The organism is Isoptericola sp. NPDC056573, from assembly GCF_042793335.1.
Lineage (GTDB): Bacteria > Actinomycetota > Actinomycetes > Actinomycetales > Cellulomonadaceae > Isoptericola.
Window position 1 is genome coordinate 241,027 of the sequence record NZ_JBHTUY010000001.1, and the last position, 22,995, is coordinate 264,021.

Consider the following 22,995-nt stretch of genomic DNA (forward strand, 5'->3'; position numbering starts at 1 on the left):
TTCCGCCCTGTCCTCGCGGGACGGGGGAAGCGGTCGGCGGGCGGCCGGTGCGCCTCGAGGCGCCGGCGTCAGGTCACGCGCCGGGACGGTGCGCGCGACGACGCAGCCACACCAGGGCGGAGCCGAGCAGGCCTGCCCCCAGTGCTGCCGCCACCAGACCCGCGGGGTCCGCCCCAGTCTTCGCGAGGGAGCCGGTCGTGGCGCCGGTGGTCCCCGACGTGCCGGCCTGCGTGCTGGACGGCCCTGCGGTGGCCCACGACGGGGCGCTCTGCAGGCCGGTCGCCTGGAACGCGACGCTCGTGGCGGTGGCCGCCGCGCCGGTCGCCCCCGGTGCGCCGGTGGCCCCCGGAAGGCCGGGTTCGCCGGCGACCCCGGGTTCGCCGGGCTCACCGGGCTGCCCAGGCTCACCGGGCTCACCGGGCTCACCGGGCTCACCGGGCTCACCGGGCTCACCGGGCTCACCGGGCTCACCGGGCTCACCGGGCTCCGACGGCTCCTCGGGGCCCGTCGGGGCGGACGTGGTGGCCGACGCGATGTTCGACGGGTCGCCCTGCGCGGTCCCCTTCACGGTGACGACGTGGTAGTAGTACGTCGTCTCCGGGTCCAGACCGGTGTCGGTGTGCTCGGTGCCGGCGACGTCGTCCTGCAGCAGGGTGTACACGCCGGTGTAGCTGTCGGAGCGGTAGACCTGGTAGTAGTCGGCCTCGTCGACGCCGGTCCACTCGAGGTCGATCGTCGTGGTCCCCGTCGCCGTGGCGGTCAGCGTGGTCACCCGCGTCGGGCGTGTGATGGCGCTGGCGATGTTGGACGGGTCGCCCTGCACCGTGCCCTTCACGGTGACGACGTGGTAGTAGTACCGCGTCTCCGACTCCAGGCCGGTGTCGGTGTGCGTCGTCCCGGTGACGTTGTCCTGCAGCAGGGTGTACGGCCCGGTGTACGCCTCGGACCGGTAGACCTGGTAGTAGTCGGCGTCGTCGATGCCCTCCCAGTCGAGGTCGATCGTGGTGGTGCTGGTGGCCTCGGCGGTCAGGGTCGTGACCGACGCCGGCAGTTCCTGCAGGGTGGTGGCGCTGGCGGTGTTCGACACCTCGCTCCGGGCGGACCCGCTGACGGTGACGACCTGGTAGTGGTACGTCGTCGCCGGGTCGAGGTCGGTGTCGTTCCAGCCGGGGTCCGAGGTGTCGCCGATCGCCTCGAATCGCCCGTCTGCGGCGGACGAGCGGTAGACGACGTAGCGGTCGGCGCCGTCGATGGCGTTCCAGTCCAGGTCGATGGTGGTGGTCCCGGTGGCCTGCGCGGTGAGGGTGACGGCCGCGGGCGCCGGCTCCTTGTCGGTCGTGGCCTGGGCGATGGTCGACAGCTCGCTCCGGGCGTCCCCGATGACGGTGACGATCCGGTAGTAGTAGGTGGTGTCGGAGGTGAGGCCGTTGTCTACCCAGGAGGGGCCTGCCGTGGCGCTGCCGACGAAGGCGTAACCTCCGGACGGATACGTCGAGCGGTAGACCGCGTACCCGCCGGCACCCGCGACGGAGTCCCACTCGACCACGATCGACGACGTCCCGGTCGCCCATGCATCTACCACGCTCGGCGCCGCCGGTGTGTCGGCCTCGGCTGTCGCCGCCCGCTGCTGCTCGGCCCGAGCCCGCGACGACTGGCCGTCGGCCGCCGTCGCGCCGGAGCGGTCCTGGTCGGCGTCCGACGTGCTGTCCGACGTGCTGTCCGGCGTGCTGTCCGGCGTGCTGTCCGGCGTGCTGTCCGGTGTGGTGTCCGAGCCGGCCTCCGGAGCGTCGTCCGCCCCGGCGTCCGCAGAGCTGCTGTCGGTGGTGGAGGTGTCCGCGGTCCGCGGGGTCTCGTCGCCGGTGCTGTGCTCCTCGACGGACTGCTCGGTGGTCGCCGGGTCCGGCACGGTGGCGGCCGTCGCCGGGCCCACCGCGAGCCCTGCGGCCAGCAGCGCGACACCGACGGTCGTCGCGACCGGGGTCGCGCGGTGCCTGGCGGTGCTCGTCCTGCGGGGGGTCGTTCGTCGTCCCGGGGTTCCCGGCGGCGTTCTCGTCATCTCGACGCTCCTGGTCTCGTCCATGGTGTGCACGGGTGTGTGACTTCCATGGTGGGGAGACCGGAAGGGCTCGACGGTGCCGATCCTGGTTCTTGCGTGGTCCGCGCCCGGGGGAGCCGAGGCGGGCGCGAGCCGGCTGCGTGAGCCGGCGCCGCGGTTGCGGGTCCTGCGGCGTCCGGCCGTGAGCCGCGCTCCGGTCAGGAGGTCGAGGGGGTGAGCTCGACGCCGGCGGCGGCGAGCTCGGTGCGGGCCTGCTCGCCCTGCTCGGGGCTGACGGGGATGGTGAGGTCGGTGAGCACGCGCGTCGCCAGGCCCAGGCCGACGGCGTCGAGGGCGGTGCGCTTGACGCAGTGCGACTCGACGAGGCCGACGACGTCGACCGCCTCGACGCGGGCGTCGCGCAGCGCCTGCTCCAGCGTGCGGCCGTCCGCGTCCGTGCCCTCGAAGCCGGAGTAGCCGTGGGCGTACTGGCCCTTCTTCACGGACACGTCCGGGCGCAGGTCCGCGAGGGCGGGGTGCAGCTCGGCGTTCGGCGTGCCGGCGAGGCCGTGCGGCGGCCAGGAGTCGACGAAGTCGGGGTGGTCGCTGAAGTGGTCGCCCGGGTCCACGTGCCAGTCCTGCGTGGTCACGACGATCTCGTACCGGTCGCGGTGCGCGGCCGCGTAGGCCGCGACGTCCGCGGCAACCTGGTTCCCGCCGTCGACGGCGAGCTCGCCGCCCTCGCAGAACGTGGGCTGGACGTCGACGACGATCAGGGCGCGGACGGAGGCGGGCACGGCATCGCTCATGCCACCCAGCCTGCCACGGTGCGCGGCGGATCAGGGACCGTCGCCGCCACCACCTCCGCCGTCGAAGAATCCCCCGCCGTCCAGGTAGCCCATGCCGAACGCGTCCGCGGAGCGACGGTTGCGCATGTCCATCTTGTCGGGCTCGAGCCGGGGGTCCGCGGCCCAGGAGGGCGGGCGGCGCTCGGAGGGATCGAGGCGCGGCAGCTTCTCGCGGCGGTGGAACGTGGCCCTGAGCCTTGCGCTGAGATTCATGACGACTCCTCCGTCGGAACCGCAGTCCGAGAACCGTTCGTCAAGAGTAGGTCGCGAGTCGGTCGGGTGTCGACGACGGTCACCCGGGGCACCAGCGCCCCGGCCGCGTCAGCAGTAGCCGCCGCCCGCGGAGCCAGGGCAGTAGAGCGGCTGGACGGCCATGGTGCCGGCAGCGGGCCGTCCGCGCTCCTCCGCCACGGAGAGGGGCGGGAGGCCCGGCCGCGCGGCGGGACGGGTCCGGCCGCCACGACGGAACAGGCGCCGCAGGCGTTCGGTGATCGACATCGCAGTCCCCCTTGACCGGTTCTTGGGGGAGAGCATGCCAGTCCGGCGGCTCGGTGTCGACGGTGGCGGCCGTGCGCAGCAGGATGGGGTCATGAGGCGCCATCCGACCCGCCGCCCGGCGGCCGCCGCCCCCGTCGCGGCGCTCGTGCTCCTGCTCGCGGCCTGCGGCGGCCCGGGCGACGACCCGGACCCGGCGACGCGGTCGTCGTCCCCGGAACCGACGGCGAGCGACACCCCTGCGGGGACCTCCGCGGCACCGGCGGCCACGCCCGACGTCTCGGTCGAGACCGTCGTCGACGGCCTCGACGTGCCCTGGGGGCTCGCCGCGCTGCCGGACGGCCCGCTGCTGATCAGCCTGCGCGACGAGGCCCGCCTGGTGGTCGTGGACCCCGACGCCGGCACGACGACGGACGTCACCGGTCCCGGCGCGGACGCGCTCGCCGCGCAGACCACCCCCGACGGCGAGGGCGGGCTGCTCGGCGTCGCGCGCGACCCGGGCTCGGGCGACGTGTTCGTCTACCGCACCGGCGCCGACGACAACGCCGTGCTGCGCGGCGCGCTGGACGGGACGGAGCTCGGCGGGCTCACGACCGTCCTCGACGGCATCCCGCGCGCCGGGCACCACGACGGCGGCGGGCTGGCGTTCGGCCCCGACGGCTTCCTCTACGTCGGCACCGGTGACGCGGGGGACGGGGAGGCGTCCCAGGACGCCGCGTCGCTCGCGGGCAAGATCCTGCGCGTCACGACCGACGGGGATCCGGCGCCCGGCAACCCCGACCCCGGCTCGCCGGTCTGGACCTTCGGCCACCGCAACGTGCAGGGCCTCGGCTGGGACGCCTCGGGCCGGATGTTCGCGAGCGAGTTCGGGCAGAACACGTGGGACGAGCTCAACCAGATCGAGGCGGGCGGCAACTACGGCTGGCCCGACGTCGAGGGGCCGGGCCTCGAGGGGCAGCCGCAGGCGGGCGACGGCACCGTCGCGCCGGTCGCCTGGTGGCCCACCTCCGACGCGTCGCCGTCCGGCCTGGCCGTGACCGACGACGCCGTGTACCTCGCCGGGCTGCGCGGCGAGCGGCTGTGGCGCGTGCCCTTCGGGAGCACGGCCTCGGGAGCGGACGAGGAGGACCCGAGCCCGGGGGCGAGCAAGGGCGCGGTCGACGCCGACGGGAGCGCCCGACCGCTCGGGGAGCCCCAGGCCCTGCTCGCGGGCGAGCTGGGCCGGCTGCGCAACGTGGCGCCCGTCGAGCCCGGGGGTGGGGACGCCGGTGGCCTGTGGGTGCTGACCAACAACACCGACGGCCGCGGCTCGCCGCGGGACGGCGACGACCGCCTGGTGCGGGTCACCTTCGGCTGACGGGCGGAGGCAGCGGGCCGGAGCCGGGGTGCGGACGGCTCGGGACGCCTCGTCGCGCGGGCCCTAGAATCGCCCGCATGACCCACATCCTCTCGGCCGTGGCGTGGCCCTACGCCAACGGCCCGCGGCACATCGGCCACGTCGCCGGCTTCGGCGTTCCCTCCGACGTCTTCAGCCGGCACATGCGGATGGCGGGTCACGACGTGCTGATGGTCTCCGGCACGGACGAGCACGGGACGCCGATCCTCGTGCAGGCGGAGCAGGAGGGCGTGACGCCGCAGCAGCTCGCGGACCGCTACAACCGCGTCATCGTCGAGGACCTCACGTCGCTCGGGCTGTCCTACGACCTGTTCACCCGCACGACGACGCGCAACCACTACGCCGTCGTGCAGGAGATGTTCCGCACGGTGTACAAGAACGGCTACATGGTCGAGAAGACCACGATGGGCGCGATCTCCCCGTCCACCGGCCGCACGCTGCCCGACCGGTTCATCGAGGGCACGTGCCCCATCTGCGGGTACGACGGCGCGCGCGGCGACCAGTGCGACAACTGCGGCAACCAGCTCGACCCGATCGACCTGATCAACCCCCGCAGCCGCATCAACGGCGAGACGCCGAAGTTCGTCGAGTCGAACCACTTCTTCCTCGACCTGCCGGCGCTCGCGGACGCGCTGGGCGACTGGCTGCGCACCCGCACCGGCTGGCGCCCGAACGTGCTGAACTTCAGCCTCAACCTGCTCGACGACATCCGGCCGCGCGCCATGACGCGCGACATCGACTGGGGCATCCCGGTGCCGCTCGAGGGCTGGGAGGAGAACCCGACCAAGCGGCTGTACGTGTGGTTCGACGCCGTCATCGGGTACCTCTCGGCGTCGATCGAGTGGGCCCGCCGCACGGGCGACCCCGAGGCGTGGCGCGCGTTCTGGAACGAGGAGACCGCCCGCTCCTTCTACTTCATGGGCAAGGACAACATCACGTTCCACTCCCAGATCTGGCCGGCCGAGCTGCTGGCCTACGACGGGAAGGGCTCGCGCGGCGGCGCGCCGGGCCCGTACGGGACGCTGCAGCTGCCCACCGAGGTGGTCAGCTCGGAGTTCCTCAACGTCGAGGGGCAGAAGTTCTCGAGCTCGCGCGGCGTCGTCATCTACGTGCGCGACATGCTGGCGCGCTACCAGCCCGACGCCTTCCGCTACTACGTGGCGGCCGCGGGCCCGGAGAGCCAGGACGTCGACTTCACCTGGGACAGCTTCCTGCGCCGCACCAACGACGAGCTCGTGGCGGGCTGGGGCAACCTCGTGAACCGCACCGCGAGCATGGTGCACAAGAACTTCGGGCAGGTCCCGACGCCGGGCGAGCTGGCCGACGTCGACCGCGGCGTCCTCAAGTCGACGTCCGCGGCGTTCGGCACGGTCGGCGGGCTCATCGAGTCCAACCGGCAGCGGGCGGCGGTCGCGGAGGCCATGCGCGTGGTCGGCGACGTCAACCGGTACGTGTCGGAGACGGAGCCCTGGAAGCTCAAGACGGACCCGGACCGCCTCGCGACCGTGCTGCACACGGTCACGCAGGCCGTGAGCGACTGCAACACGCTGCTCAGCCCGTTCCTGCCGCACTCGGCCCAGCAGGTGCACGAGACCATGGGCGGCACCGGCACCTTCGCGCCCCAGCCGCGCATCGACGAGGTCACCGACCTCGACGACGAGACCCGGCAGTACCCGGTCATCACGGGCGACTACGACTTCCCCTCGTGGGAGTCGCGTCCCGTGACGCCGGGCACCGAGATCGCGAAGCCCACCCCCGTGTTCACCAAGCTCGACGACTCGATCGTCGAGGAGGAGCTCGAGCGGCTGCGCGAGAAGGCCTGAGGTGGGGCGCAAGCGCGAGCGCGGGTTCCCGGCGGAGCCCGCGCCCCTGCCGGTGCCCGTCGCCGACAACCACACGCACCTCGACGCGATCGCCGGGATCCTTCCCGACGGCGAGCCCGTCCCGACCGCTGCCGAGCACCTCGCCCGCGCGGCGGCGGCCGGCGTGGACCGGGTCGTGCAGGTGGGCTGCGACCTGCCGGGCATCGACTGGACCGTCGACCTGCTGGCGGCGGGTCACCCGGGCGTGCTCGCGGCCGTCGCGATCCACCCCAACGAGGCCGTGCTGCACGCCGGCGTCCGCGAGGTCGGCCCGGACGGGCTCGAGCCCGACCCGGCGCCCCACCACGGGGTGCCGCTCGACGACGCGCTCGACCGGGTCGCGGAGGTCGCGCGTTCGCACGATCGCGTGCGCGCGATCGGGGAGACCGGCATGGACCTGTTCCGCACCGGCCCCCTGGGCGAGGCCGTGCAGCGTGACGCGTTCCGCGCCCACGTCGCGCTGGCGAAGGAGCTCGGCCTGGCGCTGCAGATCCACGACCGCGACGCGCACGCGCAGGTGATCGACGTCCTGCTCGCCGACGGCGCCCCCGAGCGCACCGTCTTCCACTGCTACTCGGGCGACGAGGAGATGGCCGCGCTCGCGGCGGAGCACGGCTGGTTCCTCTCGTTCGCCGGCCCGGTGACGTACCCGAGGAACGACCACCTGCGGGCGGCGTTGCGCGCCGTGCCCCTCGAGCTGGTGCTGGTCGAGACGGACGCGCCGTACCTGCCGCCGCACCCGTACCGCGGGCAGCCGAACGCCCCGTACGTCGCGGCGCACACCGTGCGCGCGATGGCGGACGTCCTCGGGCGCCCGCTGGACGAGGTGTGCCGGACGCTCTCGGCGACGTCCGAGCGCGTGTACGGCGCGTGGTGAGCCCCCGGGTGAGCGGTTCGTGAGCGGTCGAGGGCTTCCCCCCTGGTCACGGTTCCGTTACGGTCTGGTGCTCGTGCGGAGGTCGAGGACGGAGCGGACGTCGGACACGGCGACGGCCCCGTCGTCGACCCCACGCCTCGGCGCCCTCTCGGGCCCCGCGCGTCACGTCGTGCACGGCACGGTGGTCCTGGCGCTGGTGGGCGGCACGGTCGCGGTCACGCAGGTGCACAAGACGATGACGATCGACTACGACGGCCACGTCGCGACCGTCGGCTCCTACGGTGCGTCGGTGGCCGACGTGCTGCGCTACCACCACATCCCGCTCGGCCCGGACGACCTGGTGCAGCCCGCGGCGTCGTCGCCCGCGGCGGACGGCGGCCAGGTCGTGGTCCGCTCGAGCCGTGAGGTGACGGTCGAGATCGACGGGGAGGTCACCACCTTCCCGACGACGGCGCACACGGTCGGCGAGCTCCTGGCGGCGCTCGGCCCCCGCGGGTCGGACGCCGTGACGTCGGCGTCGCGCACCGCTCCGCTGGACCGGACCCCTGTGCGGGTGTCGACCACGAAGACCGTGCAGGTGGCGGTGGACGGCCTGGTGCTGCCGATCCGCACGGCGCAGTCGACGGTCCGCGACGTGCTCGCGACCGCGGGCATCACGCTCGGCGAGCACGACCGCACGTCCGTGCCGCTCGGCGCGGCCGCCGTCGACGGGATGGTCGTCATGGTGAGCCGCGGGAACACGGACGCCGACCGGAAGACCGAGGTCATCCCGTTCGAGACGGAGCGCGTCGAGTCCGACGAGCTGCCGAAGGGGTACGAGGTGGTGCGCACGGCAGGCGTGCCGGGGGAGCGCGTCACGACCTACGAGGTGCGCACCCTGGACGGCGCCGAGGTGGAGCGCACCGTGGTCGACCGCGAGGTCACGCGCAAGCCGGTGGACGAGGTCGTCGTGGTGGGCACGCTCGAGGTCTCCACGGCCAACCCCGACCCGGGTTCCGCGAAGGCGATCGGCAAGGCGATGGCCGCCGAGCGCGGCTGGGGCGCCGACCAGTACACCTGCCTCGAGAAGCTGTGGGACAAGGAGTCGGGCTGGCGCTGGAACGCCGAGAACCCGTCCAGCGGCGCGTACGGCATCCCGCAGTCCCTCCCCGGCTCGAAGATGGCGACCGCCGGGTCGGACTGGCGCACCAACCCGTCGACGCAGATCGAGTGGGGCCTGGGCTACATCTCCGGGCGGTACGGCACCCCCTGCGGGGCCTGGAGCCACTCCGTGTCGGTGGGCTGGTACTGACCGCTGCCGGTCGAGCCCGCCGACACCGGGGTCGTGGTCCCGACACGCTCGGGCGACGTGTGAGACAGGTCACCCCGGTCGTGGCGACTTATCGGACAACAGGGGACAGACGCGGGCATCCGTACCATAACCAGGCTTGGCCGATGGTCACGATCCGGTTACGGTCTTCGGAGCCACCGGATCGACCACGCCCCCGACAGCCAGCCGGGACCCCGCCGTCGTGACCGGACCGCACGACGACTGGACCTGTGTGAACCCCTCGAACGAGACTCCCCACTCCTCGGCCGAGTCGATGCCCGAGGCTGGGCCCGACGCAGCGGCCGCCTCCGCGACGACCGCCACGCGCCGTCGCCGTCGGCTCCCGCTCATCGCGGGTCTCGCCGCCGGCGCGCTCGTCGTCGCGGGCGGTGCGGCCACGGCCTACGAGAGCGCGCGCAAGAGCGTGACGCTCGACATCGACGGCGCGACGCGCACCGTCTCGACCTTCTCCGGCTCCGTCGCCGGCCTGCTGGACGCCCAGGGCGTCGAGGTGGGCGAGCGCGACGCCGTCACCCCGTCCGTCGACGCCGCCCTGCGCGACGGCTCGCAGGTCGTGGTCCGCTCCGGGCACGAGCTCACGGTGGACGTCGACGGCGAGCAGGACGACGTGTGGGTCACGGCGCTGGACGCCGAGGAGGCCCTGCGCGGCCTCGACGCCCGCGGCTCCGACGTCTCCCTCGTCGCCTCCCGCTCCGGCGACCGCGCGTCGCTGCCGCTGCAGCTCGACGCCGACCAGCCGGTCGCCGTCGTCGCGGACGGCACCACCACGGTGGTCGACGACGGCTCCGTCGGCCTGGAGGCGATCCTCCAGGGTCTCGGCCTGACCGCCGACGACGACGACCACGTCTTCGTCGAGCGTCAGACCGCCAAGACCGACGGCGACCCGGCGGTGCGCATCGTCATCGAGCGCGTCGAGACGAAGAAGGTCACCAAGAAGGTCGCGGTGGACCACAAGGCGCGTACCGAGAAGGACGCCGACCGCTTCGCCGACCTGGGCACCAAGGTCGCCCAGGAGGGCAAGGACGGCGAGCGCACCCTCACGTACCGCGTGACCACGGTCGACGGCGACGTCGTCGCGAAGAAGAAGCTCTCGGACAAGGTGACGACCAAGCCGGTCACGGAGGTCGTCGTCGAGGGCACCAAGGCGCGCCCGGAGCCAGAGCCCGAGCCGGAGCCGAAGGAGAGCTCCTCCGGCAGCTCGTCCTCGTCGTCGAGCTCCTCGGGCTCGTCGTCCGGTTCGACGTCGAAGGCCACCGGCTCGGCGCCCGCGGGGGTGTGGGCCGACCTCGCCCAGTGCGAGTCGGGCGGCAACCCGGCGACGAACACCGGGAACGGCTACTACGGCCTGTACCAGTTCTCCGCGCAGACCTGGCACGCGATGGGCGGCTCCGGTCTCCCGTCGGAGAACTCGGCCGCCGAGCAGACGCGCCTCGCCAAGAAGCTGCAGGCGCAGTCCGGCTGGGGCCAGTGGCCCGGGTGCGCGGCCAAGCTCGGCCTGCTCTGACCTGACGTCCGTCGGGCCTCGTGCCCGCCGGCGTCGACCGACCGCCCGGGACGGCACCGCCGTCCCGGGCGGTCGTGCGTCGGGGCCCTGCGCGCGCCGGGCGGGCTGTGGGTCTCGTCACGACGCCGCCGACAGATTAGGTCTCCGATAACGAATCGGTTACGGTCGGGTGTCCCGCGTGCGAGCCGTGCTCGACAGGTGTATGTGACGCGGGCCCTGAACCGCCGGATCGGTGGGTCGGAACTCGGCGCCCTCGGGCGCGGGGGCCGGGAGCGAGGCGCGAGCGCGCCGCCCCGGTGCGTGACGGGCCGCCGGCCCGCCCCCGACCACCGTGCCCGGACAGCACGACGACTGGACTCTCGTGACCCGCTCCCCCCAGACCTCTCCCGTGCCCGCCGTGCCGGACGCCGACACCGTCGCGCCCTCCACGACCCGCCCCCGCCGCCGCTGGCCGTTCCTGGCCGCCGCGACCGTCGCCGCGGTCGCCGTCGCCGGTGGCGCCGTCGCCTACGCCGACGCCCGCAAGACCGTCACGCTCGACGTGGACGGCGACGTGAAGACCGTGACGTCCTACTCCGGCTCCGTCGACGACCTGCTCACCTCCCAGGGTGTCGTCGTCGGCGACCGCGACCTCGTGACCCCGGCGGCCGGCGCCACGCTCGAGGACGGCTCCGACGTCGTCGTGCGCTCCGGCAAGGAGCTCAGCCTGCAGGTGGACGGCAAGGACACCGACGCCTGGGTCACCGCGCTCGACGCCGACGAGGCGCTCGACAGCCTCACCGCTCGCGGCGGCGACGTGCGCATCGTCGCCTCCCGTGACGGCGAGCGCGCCTCGCTGCCGGTGGACGTCGACACGGACGGCCCGGTGGCCGTGGTGCACGACGGCACGACCGACGTGGTCGAGGACGCGGAGGACGTCGAGGCCGTGCTGGCCGAGGCCGACGTGGAGCTCGGGAAGAACGACCGGGTGCACGTCACCGACGCCGCCAACGCCGAGGTGAAGAAGCACGTCGCCGCGGCCGTCGCGGACCAGCAGAAGCAGGCCGAGAAGCAGGCCGAGAAGAAGGACGGCGCGCAGACCGAGCAGGTCGCCGCCGAGGCCGCTGCCCCCGCGCCGCAGGTGGCCGTCGTCGTGCAGCGCGTCGAGACCAAGAAGGTCACGACCACCAAGGCCGTCGACCACAAGACGACGACCAAGAAGTCCGGCGACCGGTACTCCGACGTCGACGCGAAGGTCGTGAAGAAGGGCAAGGACGGCGAGCGCACGATCGTCCACCGGGTCACGACGGTCGACGGCAAGGTCGTGAAGAAGACCAAGGTCTCGGACGAGGTCACCACCAAGCCCGTGACCCGCGTGCTGGTGAAGGGCACCAAGGAGCGCCCGGAGCCCGAGCCGAAGACGCCGTCCTACTCCGGCTCGACCCGGTCGATCGGCAAGCAGATGGCCGCGGCGCGCGGCTGGTCCGGCGAGCAGTGGTCCTGCCTCGAGTCGCTCTGGACCAAGGAGTCGGGCTGGAACGCCTCGGCGGCCAACCCGTCGTCCGGCGCGTACGGCATCCCGCAGTCGCTGCCGGGCTCGAAGATGGCGTCGGCCGGCTCCGACTGGCAGACCAACCCCGCCACGCAGATCGAGTGGGGTCTCGGCTACATCGCCGACGTCTACGGCACGCCGTGCGGCGCGTGGGGCCACTCGCAGTCGGTGGGTTGGTACTGAGCCGGCTCCCCGGCCGTCCCTGAGTCGTCGGCCGCGGGCCGACGAATAGACTCGCCCCCATGACGAACACCCCTGGCGCCCTGCTCGGCCCTGCGGAGATCCGCGAGCTGGCAGGGCGCCTCGGCGTCCGCCCCACCAAGCAGCTCGGGCAGAACTTCGTGCACGACGGCGGCACGGTGCGCAAGATCGTGCGCGCCGCCGGTCTGCGGCCGGGGGAGCGCGTCGTCGAGATCGGCCCCGGGCTGGGGTCGCTGACCCTCGGGCTGCTGGAGGCCGGAGCGTCCGTCGTCGCGGTCGAGATCGACCCGGTGCTGGCGGGCCAGATCGTCGAGACCGTGCACCGGCACGCGCCCGGCGCCGACTTCGAGGTGGTGCCCGCCGACGCGCTCGAGGTCACCGAGCTGCCGGGGGAGCCGCCGACGGCGCTCGTCGCGAACCTCCCGTACAACGTGGCCGTCCCGGTGCTGCTCACGTTCCTGCAGCGGTTCCCGAGCCTGGAGCGCGTGCTCGTCATGGTCCAGGCCGAGGTGGCCGACCGCCTCGCGGCCGGGCCCGGGTCGCGCACCTACGGCGTGCCGTCGGTCAAGGCGGCCTGGTACGCCGACACGCGCCGGTCGCTCAACGTCAGCCGGCACGTGTTCTGGCCGGAGCCCAACGTGGACTCCGCTCTCGTGGCGCTGGAGAAGCGCGAGCCCCCCGTCACGACCGCGACGCGCGAGCAGGTCTTCGCCGTCGTCGACGCCGCGTTCGCCCAGCGTCGCAAGACGCTGCGCGCCGCCCTGTCCGGCACGTTCGGGTCCGGTGTCGCCGCAGAGGAGGCGCTGCGCGCCGCGGGCGTCGACCCCGGGCTGCGCGGCGAGCGGCTCGAGGTCACGGACTTCGCGCGGATCGCCGAGCAGCTTCCGGTCGCGGCGGGCACGGTGGACGCGTGACGCATCTCGCCGCCGCCCCGTCGCCGTCCGTCCGCGTCCGCGCGCCCGGCAAGGTCAACCTGTCGCTGCGCGTCGGCGCGCGCCAGGCCGACGGCTACCACCCGTTGTCGACGATCTTCCAGGCCGTGGCCCTCTACGAGGAGGTGACCGCCACGCAGGTGCCGGAGGGTGCCGGCGTGACGATCACCGTGGACGGCCCGCAGGCCGAGCTCGTGCCCGTCGACGGCACGAACCTCGCCTGGCGCGCCGCCGAGGCGCTGGCGGCCCAGGTCGGCGTCGCGCCGGACGTGGCGCTGCACCTGGCCAAGGGCGTGCCCGTCGCCGGGGGCATGGCGGGCGGGTCCGCGGACGCGGCGGCCACCCTGGTGGCGTGCGACGCGCTGTGGCAGACCGGCCTGAGCCGCGACGACCTCGCGTCGCTCGCCGCGGAGCTCGGCTCGGACGTCCCCTTCGCCCTCCTCGGGCACACCGCCGTCGGGACCGGTCGCGGTCACCTGCTGACTCCCGCCATGGCCCGCGGCGAGTTCCACTGGGTGTTCGCGGCCCAGGCCGAGGGCCTGTCCACCCCCGCCGTCTACGGCCGCTTCGACGAGCTGGCCGGCCCGGACGGGGCCGCCGACGAGCCGGGGCTCGACGAGGACACCGGTCTGATGCAGGCGCTGCGCGCCGGCGACGCGCACGCCCTCGGGCGGGCCCTGCACAACGACCTCCAGGCCGCGGCGCTCTCGCTGCGCCCCGAGCTGGAGCGCACCATCGCCGTCGCGGACGAGGCGGGCGCGCTGGGCGCGTTCGTCTCGGGCTCCGGGCCGACCGTCGCCGCGCTCGCCCGGTCGCGCCAGCACGCGCTGGCCGTCGCCGCGTCCTGGACGGCCGAGGGTGCCGCCGACTCCGTGTGGTGCACCTCGGGCCCCGCGCACGGCGCCCGCCTCCTCCCGTGACGCCGAGGTAGCTCCACCTCTGCCGAGGTAGTCCGCATCCCGGCGAGGTAGCTGGCCCTTGGTGGTCATCATGGGTGATATCTCCCTGATGCCCGGACTACCTCGGCACGTCTGGTGCTACCTCGCGGAGACCCGGACTACCTCGGCAGGTCTCGTGCTACCTCGCGGAGACCCGGGCTACCCCGGCGGTCGGGGGCGGTCAGACGTGCTTGGCCAGCCAGGCGAGGGTCGGGGCGAAGCGGTAGCCCTGGCCGCCCTCGTGGCGGTTGTAGGGGTACACGTCGATCGCCGTGTCCGGCGCCGTCTCGCCCAGCGCGCCCCACTGGTTGTACGCGGCGTACACGGTCGACGGCGGGCAGACGTCGTCGCGCAGGGCGGTCGAGAACAGCGCGGCCGCGCGGGCGCGGCGGGCGAACGAGACGCCGTCGAGGTAGGAGAACGTGCGCCAGACGGCGTCCTCGTGCTCGCGGTGCACGGACAGGTACTGCGTGATCTCGCCGTACGGGAACGCGTCGGAGATCTGCACGGCGCGGCGGTAGTGGCACAGGAACGGCACGTTCGGCACGGCGGCGGCGACGTCGGGCACCAGGCCGGCGACGGCGATCGCGATGCCGCCGCCCTGGCTCGTGCCGGCGACGGCGACGCGCGCGGGGTCGATCCCCTCCACGCGGCGCACGGCGTCCACGGCCCGCACGCCGTCGGTGAAGACGCGCCGGTAGTAGTGCTCGTGCGGGTCGAGGACGCCGCGCGTCATGAAGCCGGGCGAGGCCGGGCCGCTGCCCACGGGGTCCGGGGTGTCGCCGCCGTGGCCCCAGCCGGAGCCCTGGCCGCGGGTGTCCATGACGAGGTGCGCGTAGCCCGCGGCGGCGGGGCCCAGGTGGTCGTGCGCCAGCCCGCGCCCGCCGCCGTAGCCGACGAACTCGACGACGGCGGGCAGCGGTCCGTCGGCCGCCGCGTCGTGGCGCGCGGGCCGGGTCAGCCACGCCTTGACCGGCTGCCCGTCGAAGCCCGGGAACGTCACGTCGTCCACCACGAGCTCCGTGAGGCCGGTGTCCGCCCGCTCCAGCGTCGGGCCGTCGTCGTGCGCGCGGGACTCGACGAGGGTCTGCGACCAGAACGCGTCGAAGTCGGCGGGCTCGTCGATCTCGGGCACATACGTCTCGAGCTCGGCGACGGGCAGGTCGAACTGGGCCATCGGGTTCCTCCGGGGACTTCCTGCGGGACCTCCCGCAGCGGTGCGGTGTCGGGCTGCACTGTAGCCGGGACGGCCGGGGCCGCGGGAGAACGCTTCCCCTCCCGGACGTCTACGCTGCAACCACTCGGACGGGCGAGGTGAGGACACGGTGCGACGCGGGACCAACCTGCCGCGGGTGGGCGACTTCAACCAGATGGTCGTGCTCGACCAGGTGCGGCGGGCGTCCGGCGGCACGAGCCGCAGCGAGCTCGCGGCGAGCTCCGGGCTGTCCCTCCAGGCGGTGTCGAACATCGTGGCGCGGCTCATCGCGCTGGGGTACGTCGTCGAGGGGGAGCGCCGGGCCGAGGGCCGGGGCAAGCCCCGCACCATGCTCTACCTCGAGCCGCAGGGCGCGTTCGCGCTGGGCGTGCACATCGACCCGGTGGTGGTGACGTCGGTGCTCGTGGACCTCGACGGCCGCACCGTCGAGAAGGTCGTCGAGCCGACGCCGGCCGGCCCCGGGGCGGTGGCCGAGGCCGTCGCCGCGGCGGCCGCCGCGATGCTCGAGCGGGCCGGCGTCGACCGCTCCGGCGTCCTCGGGCTGGGGGTGGCGGCGCCGGGGCCGGTGGACCTCGCCGCCGGCACGGTGATCCGCCCGCCGCTCCTGGACGGCTGGGAGGAGGTGCCGGTGCGCGACCTGCTGGCCGCCGCGACGGGGTTCGACGTCGTGCTGGACAAGGACGTGTCGGCGGCGATGGTGGCGGAGCTGTGGCGCGGCAACCGGATGCTGCGCGGCACGTCCCTCTTCTTCTACACGGGCTTCGGCGTCGCCGTCGCGGTGGCGCACGACGGCGAGCTCCTCGCGGGGTCGTCGCGCAACGCCGGTGAGGTCGGCCACCTGGTGGTCGACAACGACGGCCCGCTGTGCGGCTGCGGCCAGCGGGGGTGCATCGGCGTCTCCGCCGCCCCCGCGACGCTGGTGGCCGAGGCCGTCGCGGGCGGCGTGCTCCCCCCGGGCACCCCGGCGTCGACGCCGGCCGAGCTCGACGCGGCCCTCACGACGCTGTGCCGGGCTGCCGCGGACGGCGACGCGGTCGCCGCGGGGATCCTCGCGACGTCCGCGCGGCGGGTCGCGCGCGGGATCACCGTGGTGGCTGACCTCGTGGACGCGGAGGTCGTCGTCTTCGGCGGCCCGGCGTGGGCGCGGCTGGCCCCCCACTACCTGCCCGTCGTGCGGCGGGAGCTCACGGTGCAGGCGACGTTGCGCGAGGTGCACGCCGTCGAGGTGCTGGGGTCCGCCGTCGGCGACCACGTCGGCGCGGTGGGGGCGGCGAGCCTGGTGCTCGACGGGCTGTTCACGCCGCGTCCCTCCGGGCTCGTCGGCGGGGGCACGGCGCGCGCTCTCGTGCGTCCGTAGCCCGCGGGCGCCCGACCGGGGACCGACCTCGAACCGCCGGGCCGGCATGCTTGACAGCAATAACTCAATTCGCTTGAGTTATTCGTGTCAGCCGGCCCGGCGTCGTCGGGCCACTCATGTGGGCAAAGGAGCAGCATGCGACTGGCACGACACCTCGCCGCGGGGACCGCGGTCACGGCGCTCGTCCTCACCCTCGGAGCCTGCGGCTCGGGGGGCGGCGAGGGCAGCAGCGGGGACGCGACGATCAAGATCGCGTACCAGAAGTTCGGGAACTTCACCCAGGCCGACGAGCTGTTCAAGGACGTCAAGGCCGAGTACGAGAAGGAGAACCCGGACGTCACGATCGAGCTCGTGCCGATCGAGGCCAGCCAGAACGACTACTTCACGAAGCTCGCGCTCATGAACCGCGCGCCCGGGACGGCGCCCGACCTCATGTACGAGGACACGTTCATGATCAAGTCGGACGTCGAGGCGGGGTACCTGCTGCCGATGGACGACTACCTCGCCGAGTGGGACGACTGGGGCCAGTTCGTCGACCAGGCCAAGCAGGCCGGGCTGGGCGACGACGGCAAGACCTACGGCGTCCCCATGGGCACGGACACGCGCGGGCTGTGGTTCAACAAGGAGGTGCTCGCGAAGGCGGGGCTGCCCGAGGACTGGGCCCCGAAGACCTGGGACGAGCTCCTCGAGGCCGCCCGGGCGATCAAGAAGGCGGACCCGGAGGTCATCCCGCTCAACGTCTACTCGGGCAAGCCGATGGGCGAGGGCTCCACCATGCAGGGCTTCGAGATGCTGCTGTACGGCACGGGCGGCACGCTCTACGACACCGGCGCGTCGAAGTGGATCGTCGGGTCGCAGGAGTTCGTCGACTCGCTCGACTTCATCAAGACGATCTACACCGAGGGACTCGCGCCGACGCCGCAGCAGGCGCTCGACCCGAACGTCGGCAACACGGTCTCGGCCGAGTGGCTCCCGAAGGGCAAGCTCGGCATCTCCCTCGACGGGTCCTGGATGCCCGGCACCTGGCTCGAGGCGGGCACGGCGCCCTGGCCCGAGTGGACCGACGTCATGGGCACGGCCGCGATGCCCACCCAGGACGGCCAGGCCCCCGGCGCGGTGAGCATGTCGGGCGGCTGGACGATGGCGATCGGCTCCGGGTCGAAGAACCCCGACGTGGCGTTCGACGTCATCACCCACGCGCTCGACAAGGAGAACTCGCTGCGATACGCGATCGACAACAGCCAGATCGCGGTGCGCACCGACGTCGCCGAGGAGCCCTCGTACTCCGAGGCGAACCCGACGGTGCCGTTCTTCTCCGACCTCGTCGAGGTGACGAACTTCCGCCCCGCCACCTCCGACTACGCGCAGATCTCCAACGCGATCCAGGTGGCGATGGAGTCGGTCATGACCGGGCAGCAGACCCCGGAGGAGGCCGCGGCCGTGTACGACAAGGCCGTGATCGCCCAGGTCGGCGAAGAGAACACGACGAACGGCTGACGACGTGACCGCCACCCTCGCCCCCGCCCCCGTCGGCGGGCCGGGGGCGGGGCCGTCGCCGGTGCGGCGCGCGCACGCGCGCCGCACCGCCGGCCGCCTCGTCCCGATGCTGCCCGCCGTCGCCCTGCTCGCGCTGTTCATGCTCGGCCCCGTCGTGTGGTCGTTCTACGGGTCGTTCACCAACGCGGCCCTCACCGGCCCGAACGCCCTCGCCCCCGAGTGGGTCGGACTGGACAACTACGTCGCGCTGCTCGCCGACCCCGACTTCCCGAAGGCCCTGTGGCTCACGGTGCTGTTCGTCATCGCGTCCGCGGTGATCGGGCAGAACGTGGCCGGCCTCGGCCTCGCGATGCTCATGCGCTCCGCGCTCAGGCCCGTGCGGGCGGTCGTCTCGACGCTCGTCGTGACGGCGTGGGTGCTGCCCGAGATCGTCGCCGCCTTCGCCGCCTACGCGTTCTTCCACGCCGACGGCACGCTCAACTCGCTGCTGGCGGGCGTGGGGGTCACCGGCCCCGACTGGCTCTTCGAGTACCCGATGCTCGCCGTCATCCTCGCCAACGTCTGGCGGGGCACGGCGTTCTCGATGATGGTCTACTCCGCCGCGATCGCGGAGGTGCCGCCGGAGATCACCGAGGCCGCGACGGTCGACGGGGCGAACGCTGCCCAGCGCCTGGTGTGGGTCACGCTGCCCACGATCCGGCGCAGCATCTCGACCAACCTCATGCTCACGACGCTGCAGACGCTGTCCGTGTTCACCCTCATCTACGTGATGACGGGCGGCGGCCCCGGCACCGACAGCTCCACGCTGCCGATCCTCGCCTACCAGGAGGCGTTCAAGTTCGCCCAGGTCGGCTACGGCACGGCGATCGCGACCGTGATGCTGGTGATCGGCGCCGTCTTCTCCGTCGTGTACATCCGCAGCCTGAAGCCGGAGGTCGACTGATGGCCCAGACCGCAGCCCCCGCGTCCGTCCCTTCCCCCGTGCCCGACGTCGCCGGCGCGCCCCCCGCACGACGGCGGGCGACGCCGTCGGTCGCCGCCCCCGGGCCGCGCGCCGCGCGCGTGCTGTCGAACGTCGTGCTGGTCGTCGTGGGGCTGTGCTTCCTGCTGCCGCTCGGCTGGATCGTGCTGGCGTCGCTGGACCCGAGCGCCACGCTCGCCGTCCGGCTGCCCGAGACGTTCACGCTCGAGAACTTCACGGCCGTCATGACCCCCGAGCAGACGTGGGTGCCGCTGGCGAACGCGTTCGTGCTGTCCGCGGGCACCGGGCTCATCACCGTGGTCGCGTCCGTGCTGGCGGCGTACCCGCTGTCGCGCTACCGGATGCGCTTCAACAAGCCGTTCCTGTACGCCGTGCTGTTCGGCACCTGCCTGCCGATCACGGCGATGATGGTGCCGGTCTACTCGCTGTTCGTGCGGCTCAACCTGCTCGACTCGCTGGCCGGCACCACGTTCTTCATGGCCGCGACGTCGCTGCCCATGGCGATCTGGATGACCAAGAACTTCATGGACTCCGTGCCGATCTCCCTCGAGGAGGCGGCGTGGACCGACGGCGCGTCGGCCATGACCACGCTGCGCACGATCGTGCTGCCGCTCATGCGGCCCGGCATCGCCGTCGTCTTCATCTTCGTGTTCATCCAGGCGTGGGGGAACTTCTTCGTCCCCTTCGTGCTGCTGCTGACCCCGGAGAAGCAGCCGGCGGCCGTGAGCATCTTCGCGTTCTTCGGCCAGTACGGCTCGGTCGCCTACGGCCAGCTCGCGGCCTACTCGATGCTCTACGCCCTGCCCGCCGTCGGCCTGTACGTGCTCGTCTCGCGGCTGTCCGGCGGCTCGTTCGCGCTCGCCGGCGCCGTCAAGGGCTGACCGAGCCCCGTTCCACCGCCCGCACCGTCACCAGGAGCCTGATCCATGCACGACACCACCGCCCGCACCACCATGCGCCTCGAGCGCTTCGTGAAGGACTGGCTGGAGCCCGCCGTCCTGCGCGAGACCCGGCCGCTCGACGTCGCGGCGTGGACCGTCGGCGGGGAGCCCGTGCCCTTCGCCGACGCGGTCGCGGCGACGTACGCGCCGTTCGCCCTCGGGAGCCCCTGGGGGCGGCCGTGGGACACGACGTGGTTCCACGTGACCGGAGCCGTCCCGGCCGAGTGGTCCGGCGACGCGGCACCCGCGGGCACGCGTGTCGAGCTCGTCGTCGACCTGGGCTTCACCGGCGCCGGCCCGGGCTTCCAGGCCGAGGGCACCGCCTGGACCCCGGACGGCCGGATCGTCAAGGCCGTCGAGCCGCGCAACCAGCACGTGCCGCTCGTCGAGGGGCAGGCGCTCGACGCCGACGGCCGCGTCGACCTCTACGTCGAGGCCGCCGCCAACCCCGACGTGCCGGGAGGCGCCTGGACCCGGCCCACGCCGATGGGCGCCTGGGAGACGTCCGGGCCCGACCCGATCTACGCGCTGCGGACGATGCACGTCGCGCTCGTCGACGAGACGGCCTGGGAGCTGCTGCAGGACGTGCGCGCCCTGCACGGCCTGGTGCGGGTGCTGCCCGGCACGAGCCCCCGCGCGGCCGAGGTGCTGCGCGCGCTGGAGGACATGCTCGACGCCGTCGACCCCGACGACGTCGCCGGCACCGCCGCCGCGGGTCGTGCGGCCCTCGCGCCGGCCCTGGCCGCCCCGGCCACGGCGTCGGCGCACCGCGTGCACGCCGTCGGCCACGCCCACATCGACTCCGCGTGGCTGTGGCCCACCCGCGAGACGGTGCGCAAGTGCGCGCGCACGTTCTCCAACGTGCTGTCGCTCATGGACGAGGACCCGGACGTGCGGTTCGCGTGCTCGTCGGCGCAGCAGTACTCGTGGGTCCAGGAGCACTTCCCGGAGCTGTTCGAGCGGATCCGCGAGCGCGTGCGCGAGGGCCGGTTCGTGCCCGTGGGCGGCATGTGGGTGGAGTCCGACACGAACATGCCGGGCGGCGAGGCGCTGGCCCGCCAGCTCGTGGCCGGCAAGCGGTACTTCATCGAGGAGCTGGGCGTGGAGCCGAAGGAGGTCTGGCTGCCCGACTCCTTCGGGTACACGGCCGCCCTGCCGCAGCTCGCCCGGCTGGCGGGCAGCGACAACTTCCTCACGCAGAAGATCTCGTGGAACGACACCAACCGGATGCCGCACCACACGTTCTGGTGGGAGGGCATCGACGGGTCGCGCGTCTTCACGCACTTCCCGCCGGTCGACACGTACAACTCCGACCTGTCGGCCGAGGAGCTCGACCGCGCCGAGCGGCAGTACGCCGAGAAGGGCCGCGCCAACACGTCGCTCGTGCCGTTCGGCTACGGCGACGGCGGCGGCGGCCCCACCCGCGAGATGGTCGCGGCCGCGCGGCGCACCCACGACCTGGAGGGGTCGCCGCGGGTGGAGCTGTCCGACTCGCAGACCTTCTTCGACGCGGCCCGGGCGGAGTACGCGGACCCGGCCACGTGGACGGGGGAGATGTACCTCGAGTACCACCGCGGCACCTACACGTCGCAGGCCCGCACCAAGCGCGGCAACCGGCGCAGCGAGCACCTGCTGCGCGAGGCCGAGCTGTGGGCCGCGACCGCGGCCGTGCGGACCGGCGCCGACTACCCGGCCGAGCGGCTGCAGCGGCTCTGGCGCACGGTGCTGCTGCAGCAGTTCCACGACATCCTGCCGGGGTCGTCCATCGCCTGGGTGCACCGCGAGGCCGAGCGGAACTACGCCGAGGTCGCCCGTGAGCTCGAGGAGATCGTCGCCGAGGCGCTGCGGGCGCTGGTCGGGGAGGGTGACCGGACGGTGGCCGTGAACGCCGGGCCGTTCGCGCGCGACGGCGTCGCGGCGCTCGGCGCCGCGGCCCTCGACGCCCCGCGCGGCGCGGGCACCGTGGCACCGGTGGCCGACGGTGACGGCTGGGTGCTGGAGAACGACCTGGTGCGCGTCGTCGTCGACCCGGACGGGCACGTCGTCTCGGCGGTCGACCGGGCGAGCGGGCGCGAGGCGGTGCTGCCCGGCGCGATGGCGAACCTGCTCCAGCTGCACCGCGACGTCCCCAACGAGTGGGAGGCGTGGGACATCGACGAGCACTACCGGCGCGCCACCACCGACCTCGTCGCGGCGGTGAAGGCCGAGGTGGCCGAGGGTGCGTCCGGGCCGGTCGTGCGCGTGCTGCGGGAGTTCGGCTCCTCGCGCGTCGAGCAGGACCTCGCGCTCCCCGTCGACGGGCGCGGGCTGCGCATCACGACCCGCGTCGACTGGCACGAGCGGCAGAAGCTGCTCAAGCTCGCGTTCCCGCTCGACGTGCGGGCCGAGCGCGCGACGTCGGAGATCCAGTTCGGGCACGTGCACCGGCCCACGCACGTCAACACCTCCTGGGACCACGCGCGGTTCGAGACCGTCGCGCACCGGTGGGTGCACGTGGGGGAGCCCGGCTTCGGCGTGGCCGTCGCGAACGACTCGACCTACGGGCACGACATCACCCGCACCCGGGCCGACGACGCGACCGACGCGCAGGGCGCCCGCGGTACCACCGTGCGCCTCTCGCTGCTGCGCGCGCCGAAGTTCCCCGACCCCGACGCGGACCAGGGCGAGCACGAGCTGACCTGCGAGCTGGTCGTCGGCGCCGGCATCGACGACGCCGTGCGCCACGGCTACGCGCTCAACCTGCCCGAGCGCGTCGTCACCGGCGACCACGGCGTCGAGCCGCTGGTCACCGTCGACGACGACGCGGTCGTCGTCGAGGCGGTCAAGCTGGCCGAGGACGGCAGCGGCGACGTCGTCGTGCGGCTCTACGAGAGCCGGGGCGGGCGTGCGCGGGCGCGCGTCGCGCCGGCGTTCGCGCACGCGTCCGTCGAGGTGACCGACCTGCTCGAGCGCCCGCTGGCGGGCGCGGCCGGCGCCCCCGCGCGCGACGGCGACGCCGTGCTGCTGGAGATGACGCCGTTCCAGGTGGTCACGCTGCGCGTGCGGCGCTGACC

At 73.7% G+C, this 22,995-nt stretch carries 19 protein-coding genes; 14 read left to right on the top strand and 5 right to left on the bottom strand.

Going from position 1 to position 22,995, the window contains the following annotated elements; all coding sequences use genetic code 11:
- Positions 1 to 73 precede the first annotated feature (73 nt).
- Positions 74 to 1,582: a fibronectin type III domain-containing protein gene (locus tag ACFQ8E_RS01145; protein WP_430548727.1), complete on the bottom strand. Its 1,509-nt coding sequence runs from the start codon at positions 1,580 to 1,582 to the stop codon at positions 74 to 76.
- A gap of 16 nt (positions 1,583 to 1,598) precedes the next feature.
- Here ACFQ8E_RS01145 and ACFQ8E_RS01150 point away from each other — a divergent pair, with 16 nt between their 5' ends.
- Positions 1,599 to 2,099, top strand: coding sequence for a hypothetical protein (locus ACFQ8E_RS01150; protein WP_430548728.1), 501 nt, complete (start codon positions 1,599 to 1,601; stop codon positions 2,097 to 2,099).
- 154 nt (positions 2,100 to 2,253) lie between these two features.
- Here the strand turns inward: ACFQ8E_RS01150 and ACFQ8E_RS01155 are convergent, their stop codons facing one another.
- From ACFQ8E_RS01155 to ACFQ8E_RS01165, 3 genes are all read right to left on the bottom strand, one after another.
- A complete protein-coding gene (locus ACFQ8E_RS01155; RefSeq protein WP_430548729.1) occupies positions 2,254 to 2,844 on the bottom strand; it encodes an isochorismatase family protein in 591 nt (196 codons plus the stop codon).
- A 30-nt stretch (positions 2,845 to 2,874) separates the two neighbouring features.
- The gene (locus ACFQ8E_RS01160) at positions 2,875 to 3,096 is read right to left on the bottom strand and encodes a hypothetical protein (RefSeq protein WP_430548730.1); all 222 of its coding nucleotides are present in this window, start codon (positions 3,094 to 3,096) and stop codon (positions 2,875 to 2,877) included.
- A gap of 108 nt (positions 3,097 to 3,204) precedes the next feature.
- Positions 3,205 to 3,381, bottom strand: coding sequence for a hypothetical protein (locus ACFQ8E_RS01165; protein ID WP_430548731.1), 177 nt, complete (start codon positions 3,379 to 3,381; stop codon positions 3,205 to 3,207).
- Positions 3,382 to 3,472: 91 nt separating this feature from the next.
- On the opposite strand from ACFQ8E_RS01165, the gene ACFQ8E_RS01170 reads away from it, so the two are divergent.
- The 8 genes from ACFQ8E_RS01170 to ACFQ8E_RS01205 all read left to right on the top strand — a co-directional run bounded on the left by ACFQ8E_RS01170 (position 3,473) and on the right by ACFQ8E_RS01205 (position 13,931).
- Positions 3,473 to 4,735 (top strand): PQQ-dependent sugar dehydrogenase, encoded by a 1,263-nt coding sequence (locus ACFQ8E_RS01170; protein WP_430548732.1) that lies wholly within the window; start codon positions 3,473 to 3,475, stop codon positions 4,733 to 4,735.
- Positions 4,736 to 4,812: 77 nt separating this feature from the next.
- Positions 4,813 to 6,597 (top strand): methionine--tRNA ligase, encoded by a 1,785-nt coding sequence (gene metG / locus ACFQ8E_RS01175; protein WP_430548733.1) that lies wholly within the window; start codon positions 4,813 to 4,815, stop codon positions 6,595 to 6,597.
- A 1-nt stretch (position 6,598) separates the two neighbouring features.
- Entirely contained in the window at positions 6,599 to 7,513 is a 915-nt protein-coding gene (locus tag ACFQ8E_RS01180) for a TatD family hydrolase (RefSeq protein ID WP_430548734.1), read from the top strand.
- A gap of 169 nt (positions 7,514 to 7,682) precedes the next feature.
- Positions 7,683 to 8,804, top strand: a complete 1,122-nt coding sequence (locus ACFQ8E_RS01185) for a ubiquitin-like domain-containing protein (RefSeq protein ID WP_430548735.1) — start codon at positions 7,683 to 7,685, stop codon at positions 8,802 to 8,804.
- Between the two features lie 220 nt (positions 8,805 to 9,024).
- The gene (locus tag ACFQ8E_RS01190) at positions 9,025 to 10,347 is read left to right on the top strand and encodes a transglycosylase family protein (RefSeq protein WP_430548736.1); all 1,323 of its coding nucleotides are present in this window, start codon (positions 9,025 to 9,027) and stop codon (positions 10,345 to 10,347) included.
- A 361-nt stretch (positions 10,348 to 10,708) separates the two neighbouring features.
- Complete coding sequence (locus ACFQ8E_RS01195; RefSeq protein WP_430548737.1) at positions 10,709 to 12,061, top strand: G5 domain-containing protein; 1,353 nt, start codon at positions 10,709 to 10,711, stop codon at positions 12,059 to 12,061.
- Positions 12,062 to 12,120: 59 nt separating this feature from the next.
- Positions 12,121 to 12,993: a 16S rRNA (adenine(1518)-N(6)/adenine(1519)-N(6))-dimethyltransferase RsmA gene (rsmA, locus tag ACFQ8E_RS01200; protein ID WP_430548738.1), complete on the top strand. Its 873-nt coding sequence runs from the start codon at positions 12,121 to 12,123 to the stop codon at positions 12,991 to 12,993.
- Positions 12,990 to 13,931 (top strand): 4-(cytidine 5'-diphospho)-2-C-methyl-D-erythritol kinase, encoded by a 942-nt coding sequence (locus ACFQ8E_RS01205; protein WP_430548739.1) that lies wholly within the window; start codon positions 12,990 to 12,992, stop codon positions 13,929 to 13,931. Before rsmA ends, ACFQ8E_RS01205 begins: the two co-directional genes overlap by 4 nt.
- 199 nt (positions 13,932 to 14,130) lie before the next feature.
- On the opposite strand, the gene ACFQ8E_RS01210 is transcribed toward ACFQ8E_RS01205, so the two are convergent.
- Positions 14,131 to 15,126 (bottom strand): acetylxylan esterase, encoded by a 996-nt coding sequence (locus ACFQ8E_RS01210; RefSeq protein WP_430548740.1) that lies wholly within the window; start codon positions 15,124 to 15,126, stop codon positions 14,131 to 14,133.
- Between the two features lie 148 nt (positions 15,127 to 15,274).
- Between ACFQ8E_RS01210 and ACFQ8E_RS01215 the strand changes: the two genes are divergently transcribed.
- From ACFQ8E_RS01215 to ACFQ8E_RS01235, 5 genes are all read left to right on the top strand, one after another.
- Entirely contained in the window at positions 15,275 to 16,522 is a 1,248-nt protein-coding gene (locus ACFQ8E_RS01215; protein ID WP_430548741.1) for an ROK family protein, read from the top strand.
- A 135-nt stretch (positions 16,523 to 16,657) separates the two neighbouring features.
- On the top strand, positions 16,658 to 18,019 hold the full coding sequence (locus tag ACFQ8E_RS01220; protein WP_430548742.1) for an ABC transporter substrate-binding protein: 1,362 nt from the start codon (positions 16,658 to 16,660) through the stop codon (positions 18,017 to 18,019).
- Between the two features lie 4 nt (positions 18,020 to 18,023).
- A complete protein-coding gene (locus ACFQ8E_RS01225; RefSeq protein WP_430548743.1) occupies positions 18,024 to 18,962 on the top strand; it encodes a carbohydrate ABC transporter permease in 939 nt (312 codons plus the stop codon).
- Positions 18,962 to 19,882: a carbohydrate ABC transporter permease gene (locus tag ACFQ8E_RS01230; protein ID WP_430548744.1), complete on the top strand. Its 921-nt coding sequence runs from the start codon at positions 18,962 to 18,964 to the stop codon at positions 19,880 to 19,882. The genes ACFQ8E_RS01225 and ACFQ8E_RS01230 overlap by 1 nt, the downstream gene beginning before the upstream one ends.
- A 45-nt stretch (positions 19,883 to 19,927) precedes the next feature.
- On the top strand, positions 19,928 to 22,993 hold the full coding sequence (locus ACFQ8E_RS01235; protein ID WP_430548745.1) for an alpha-mannosidase: 3,066 nt from the start codon (positions 19,928 to 19,930) through the stop codon (positions 22,991 to 22,993).
- The last annotated feature ends 2 nt before the right edge of the window (positions 22,994 to 22,995 follow it).

Bases quoted from the DNA above. Each gene is read 5' to 3' on its own strand.
- ACFQ8E_RS01165 (WP_430548731.1), bottom strand. From the start codon at position 3,381: ATGTCGATCACCGAACGCCTGCGGCGCCTGTTCCGTCGTGGCGGCCGG.
- ACFQ8E_RS01155 (WP_430548729.1), bottom strand. From the start codon at position 2,844: ATGAGCGATGCCGTGCCCGCCTCCGTCCGCGCCCTGATCGTCGTCGAC.
- ACFQ8E_RS01210 (WP_430548740.1), bottom strand. From the start codon at position 15,126: ATGGCCCAGTTCGACCTGCCCGTCGCCGAGCTCGAGACGTATGTGCCC.
- ACFQ8E_RS01160 (WP_430548730.1), bottom strand. From the start codon at position 3,096: ATGAATCTCAGCGCAAGGCTCAGGGCCACGTTCCACCGCCGCGAGAAG.
- ACFQ8E_RS01230 (WP_430548744.1), top strand. From the start codon at position 18,962: ATGGCCCAGACCGCAGCCCCCGCGTCCGTCCCTTCCCCCGTGCCCGAC.
- ACFQ8E_RS01220 (WP_430548742.1), top strand. From the start codon at position 16,658: ATGCGACTGGCACGACACCTCGCCGCGGGGACCGCGGTCACGGCGCTC.
- metG (WP_430548733.1), top strand. From the start codon at position 4,813: ATGACCCACATCCTCTCGGCCGTGGCGTGGCCCTACGCCAACGGCCCG.
- rsmA (WP_430548738.1), top strand. From the start codon at position 12,121: ATGACGAACACCCCTGGCGCCCTGCTCGGCCCTGCGGAGATCCGCGAG.
- ACFQ8E_RS01235 (WP_430548745.1), top strand. From the start codon at position 19,928: ATGCACGACACCACCGCCCGCACCACCATGCGCCTCGAGCGCTTCGTG.
- ACFQ8E_RS01170 (WP_430548732.1), top strand. From the start codon at position 3,473: ATGAGGCGCCATCCGACCCGCCGCCCGGCGGCCGCCGCCCCCGTCGCG.